General features: G+C 40.8%; 7 protein-coding genes. All 7 read right to left on the bottom strand.

Going from position 1 to position 3,914, the window contains the following annotated elements; all coding sequences use genetic code 11:
* Positions 1-213: 213 nt before the first annotated feature.
* Positions 214-468, bottom strand: a complete 255-nt coding sequence (locus E7C97_RS09130) for a Txe/YoeB family addiction module toxin (RefSeq protein WP_316109007.1) — start codon at positions 466-468, stop codon at positions 214-216.
* Positions 469-471: 3 nt separating this feature from the next.
* Complete coding sequence (locus E7C97_RS09125; protein ID WP_198921493.1) at positions 472-726, bottom strand: type II toxin-antitoxin system Phd/YefM family antitoxin; 255 nt, start codon at positions 724-726, stop codon at positions 472-474.
* A gap of 137 nt (positions 727-863) precedes the next feature.
* The gene (locus E7C97_RS09120; RefSeq protein ID WP_045763168.1) at positions 864-1,961 is read right to left on the bottom strand and encodes a nucleotidyltransferase; all 1,098 of its coding nucleotides are present in this window, start codon (positions 1,959-1,961) and stop codon (positions 864-866) included.
* A 14-nt stretch (positions 1,962-1,975) separates the two neighbouring features.
* A complete protein-coding gene (locus tag E7C97_RS09115; RefSeq protein WP_006153606.1) occupies positions 1,976-2,368 on the bottom strand; it encodes a hypothetical protein in 393 nt (130 codons plus the stop codon).
* Between the two features lie 9 nt (positions 2,369-2,377).
* Entirely contained in the window at positions 2,378-3,118 is a 741-nt protein-coding gene (locus E7C97_RS09110; protein ID WP_045763259.1) for a class I SAM-dependent methyltransferase, read from the bottom strand.
* A 219-nt stretch (positions 3,119-3,337) separates the two neighbouring features.
* Positions 3,338-3,688, bottom strand: coding sequence for a ribosome silencing factor (gene rsfS, locus E7C97_RS09105; protein ID WP_045763167.1), 351 nt, complete (start codon positions 3,686-3,688; stop codon positions 3,338-3,340).
* Positions 3,689-3,700: 12 nt separating this feature from the next.
* Positions 3,701-3,914: isochorismatase family protein (locus E7C97_RS09100; protein ID WP_316109003.1), on the bottom strand; the 214-nt coding region annotated here is incomplete at its 5' end.

The raw sequence follows: 3,914 nt of genomic DNA, 5'->3' as shown, positions 1-3,914 counted from the left end.
GAACTTACCCTGACACGGATTTCCACTGGTTTTTACGATTTTTATCAGACTAACTTCCACTTTTATTGGCGATGGAAGTTAGTTTGGGAATTTAGCATTATTTTGGGGATTAAAATCCTTATTTTCCCTGATAAACTAGGCTATTGTTACTAACCAAATTTTTAAAGATTTTTTTAGAAAAAAATAAGTTAAAAAGCCTACCTCAAAGTAGACTTAATAATAATCTTTGAAAGACAAGAAAGCCGCTCTTTCTCCATCAATCATATAGATTAAGCGATTTTCTGCGTCAATACGACGCGACCAAGCTCCTTGGTACTCATACTTGAGCGGTTCTGGTTTTCCTACGCCTGTGAAAGGATCGCGTTGAATATCCTTGATTAGTTTGTTGATTCTTTTTAGCGTTTTCTTGTCTTGAGTTTGCCAGTAGCAATAATCCGCCCAGGCATCTTCTGTAAACTTGAGTAGCATCCATCACTCCTCAATCACATGAACCTGAGTATGTCCTGCACGAACTTGGGACATTCCTCGCAAGACCTTGTCAGAAAGCTCCTTATTCTGAGCAATTCTCACGGTTTCTTGAATACTATCCCACTCACTCTTTGAAAGGACGACAATATCCTCGTCAGGATTTTTGTTGACCACTGTCAAAGGTTCAAACTCATCGTTTACCTTCTTCATATAGTCCTTTAAATGATTTCGGAATGTTGAGTAAAGAACTGCTTCCATAACCATACCTCGTTTTACCTCTTTTCCATTATTATACACGAAAAGAATAAAATTGTCAGGAACTTGTACAAGATTTTTCCTTTTCTATCTATTTATTTTATTCGAAAAAAACTAAAAAAGCCTACCTCAAAGTAGACTCAGTTTGATTCAATTTTAATTGGCACTCGACCAAAATTTTGTTCTGCGATACTTGGGTGTCCCAGTTGATAAATTTGGTCTGCCTTTTGGGTTATGGCATCCCAGGGTTCTTTGCCAATTCGGCTGACTAGACTAACCTGCCCTTTCAGAAACTTGAGGTGTTGCCTGCCTTTTTCAGTAAATCCAAGGACATGAATGGCTTCTGGCAGATTACTTTCTCTTGCCTGCACTAAGATATAGATCAAGAGGCGTCTGACACGTGCTTTGGTATAGCGTTTAGTGGCAACTGACTCTACCAATTCTTCCAAATTCTGTGACATCTTAATAGCCTCCTTGATGCGCACCGCCATTTCTTGATTGACCTGATAGATGGTTGTTAGATCTGGATTTGACAAGATTTGATAGCGAAGCAAAGGATAATAATCTTCCCAGTTTACCTTGCTAGCATTTTCAAAAAGAGCAACCGAAGGCATAAAACGTTCTAAGAAATTTTGATCATTTTGATGCTGACGAAGAGCTGTCGCTGAGGCAAAGTCAACATCCTTATCCACCGAATGGTAACCCGCTCCCTGACGTTGAATTGGATGAAGTTTGATGTTGCGCCCCGCGACTGCCTTGGCATAGGCAAGAGCAAGGACATGATTGGGCGTATCACCAGAAAAATCAAGACCTGCAAATTCCTTCCACATAGCTTGGGTTTTCTGGGGATAAGAAAGAGAATCAGGTAAATTATCCACAAATTTCTCCATCTCTTGACCACGTTCTGAGTATAGGTCAGCAATTTTCTGATAATCCAGAACTTCCTCTGTCCCAAAGGCTAAGGTATCAATTCCCAAACGAGCCAAGATAGCCACTGCACCTTGGCCGAAAAAATCCGCCGCCTGAATACTGACTAAAAAGGGCAATTCTACAACTAAATCTGCACCATTCTCTAGTGCCATTTGAGCCCGTGTCCACTTGTCCACAATAGCAGGTTCGCCACGTTGAACAAAATTCCCAGACATGGCCACAATTTTCAGGCCATCTGCCTGTTCCAGCAAGTATTTATGGCCATTATGAAAAGGATTGAACTCCGCGATAATACCTGTGATAGTCATGATGTTCTCCCTATCTAATGACGAAATCTACGATACCGCTCAGGCAATCTTCCTCTCCAGTTAAGCCATTGTTTTTCTCCTACTGGAAGGATTTCTGCCAGTTGTTCGTTGCTATAATTTTTTTGTAACTCAGGATAAGCTATCAACATTGTTGGTCTATGGCATCCAGCAACCGTCATTGGCCATGTTCCATACATCAGCATATGTCGGATATCATCCTCTGATTTTATTCCATTTACTAACATATCAAAAAGTTTCTTAGACATATCGTAAACGACTAACTCTGAAAACACGGTCCCTTCTTCCTGAACATAGAAGTACTGCCCATCTTTTTCCCAAAGCGTTCCATTTTGACGGATACGATTAAACTGCGAAACTTCTTCCCAAGAATATTTTGATCGAACCATATCCATCTCCTACTTCTGCACCACAAAAAACCAACGGGTACTGGTTTTTGTTGGCTCCTTGTCTTCAAAGTCTGCAAAGAGTTTAAAGGATTTAAAGCCAGCCTGTTCCAGCAGAATATCATAGGTTAAGACTTCATAAGTACGCTCTTCATGGACTTCATCATGACGGCTAAAGGAACCGTCTGTCTCCTTGACAAAGAAGGTCAGTTCATGCACGATAGAGTGAGGAGCATCGTCCTCATAGGTATCCCAAAGCATAGCGAAGTCTTCCGCATTTTCATGATAAGAATAACCTGGGAAGACCTCATCTGTCTGGTAAGTCGAATGCACATCAAAGATAAAGACGCCATCTTCATTGAGGGCATTGTACACTTCCTTAAAGACGTCTCCAACCTCCACTTCATCTTGCATGTAGCAGATAGAGTCCGAATAACAAGTGACAAAATCGTATTTACCAGCCTTAGATAAATCCAGCATATTGCCTTCAATAAAATCAATCTTTTGCTTGGCTGAAGTAGCTCTATTCTCAGCAATCTTCAACATATCCGCACTCAAATCAAGCCCAGTCACATCAAAGCCAGCTTGAGAAAAGCGCACAGACTGAATCCCTGTCCCACAAGCCAATTCCAAGAGTTTCTTTCTGTCCTTGGTTTTAGGCAAATGGCGTAGCGAAAAGTCCGTCCATTTGTCGTATAAACTATCATCCATGACCGCATCATATACCGCCGCAAAAGTTTCATAAGTTGCCATAATCATGATACCAAGAGCGTCCATGGCAAACACCACTCGCCCTTTACCTTTCAATCAATTTTCTTCTAAAATAAGCAAATAAAACCCAGTTGACTGCAACTGAGTTCAATTGTAACGCTATAGTCTTTTCGTTTGCTTTTAGTACTAGGCAACGAATTGCAGGCATAACTAGAGTTAGGCAAAATGAGTTAACGCCGTAATAAAAGATAAAGGAAAAGACTATAAAGTTTCTGAGAGATCTACAGAATTAGCCTCATGCCATAGCTTTTCTAGGTTATAGTGGGCACGCATTTCTTCTGAAAAGATATGCACAACGACACTGCCGAGGTCTAGCAAGACCCAGCCTCCAGCTGCATCACCTTCGACATGGCTGCCTTTAAAGCCTGCTTCCGCTACTTTTTCACGAATATTGTCAGCGATAGCATCCAACTGACGACTGTTCATTGAGCTAGTGATAACAAAGTAGTCTGTCACACTGGTTAATTCTTGTACATCAAGTGCAAGAATATCCTCAGCACGTTTCTCATCAGCCGCTTTCACGACTAGTTCTAGTAATTCTTTTTCGTTCATTTAATCCTCTTTCTAGAAAATATGTTTGTAATCTAGGACATCTGCAAAGCGCCCCTCCCAAATGCCCTCATAAAATTCATTTATCGTTTCTGCTGGAATGTCATCGCCATCAAACGTCGTGCAAGTTCCTTCTGGAATAATAAGCTGATAGCCATATTCAAAGGCAACCTTGACAGAGGTATCCACACAATATTCTGTCTGCATACCACATAAAACTAATTTTTCA

The sequence above is a fragment of the Streptococcus sp. genome, assembly GCF_032481935.1.
Lineage (GTDB): Bacteria > Bacillota > Bacilli > Lactobacillales > Streptococcaceae > Streptococcus.
The sequence above is the reverse complement of the archived record's forward strand: the minus strand, read 5'-3'. Positions and strand labels throughout refer to the sequence as shown.

Bases quoted from the DNA above. Each gene is read 5' to 3' on its own strand.
- E7C97_RS09120 (WP_045763168.1), bottom strand. From the start codon at position 1,961: ATGACTATCACAGGTATTATCGCGGAGTTCAATCCTTTTCATAATGGC.
- E7C97_RS09130 (WP_316109007.1), bottom strand. From the start codon at position 468: ATGCTACTCAAGTTTACAGAAGATGCCTGGGCGGATTATTGCTACTGG.
- E7C97_RS09110 (WP_045763259.1), bottom strand. From the start codon at position 3,118: ATGGCAACTTATGAAACTTTTGCGGCGGTATATGATGCGGTCATGGAT.
- E7C97_RS09115 (WP_006153606.1), bottom strand. From the start codon at position 2,368: ATGGTTCGATCAAAATATTCTTGGGAAGAAGTTTCGCAGTTTAATCGT.
- rsfS (WP_045763167.1), bottom strand. From the start codon at position 3,688: ATGAACGAAAAAGAATTACTAGAACTAGTCGTGAAAGCGGCTGATGAG.
- E7C97_RS09125 (WP_198921493.1), bottom strand. From the start codon at position 726: ATGGAAGCAGTTCTTTACTCAACATTCCGAAATCATTTAAAGGACTAT.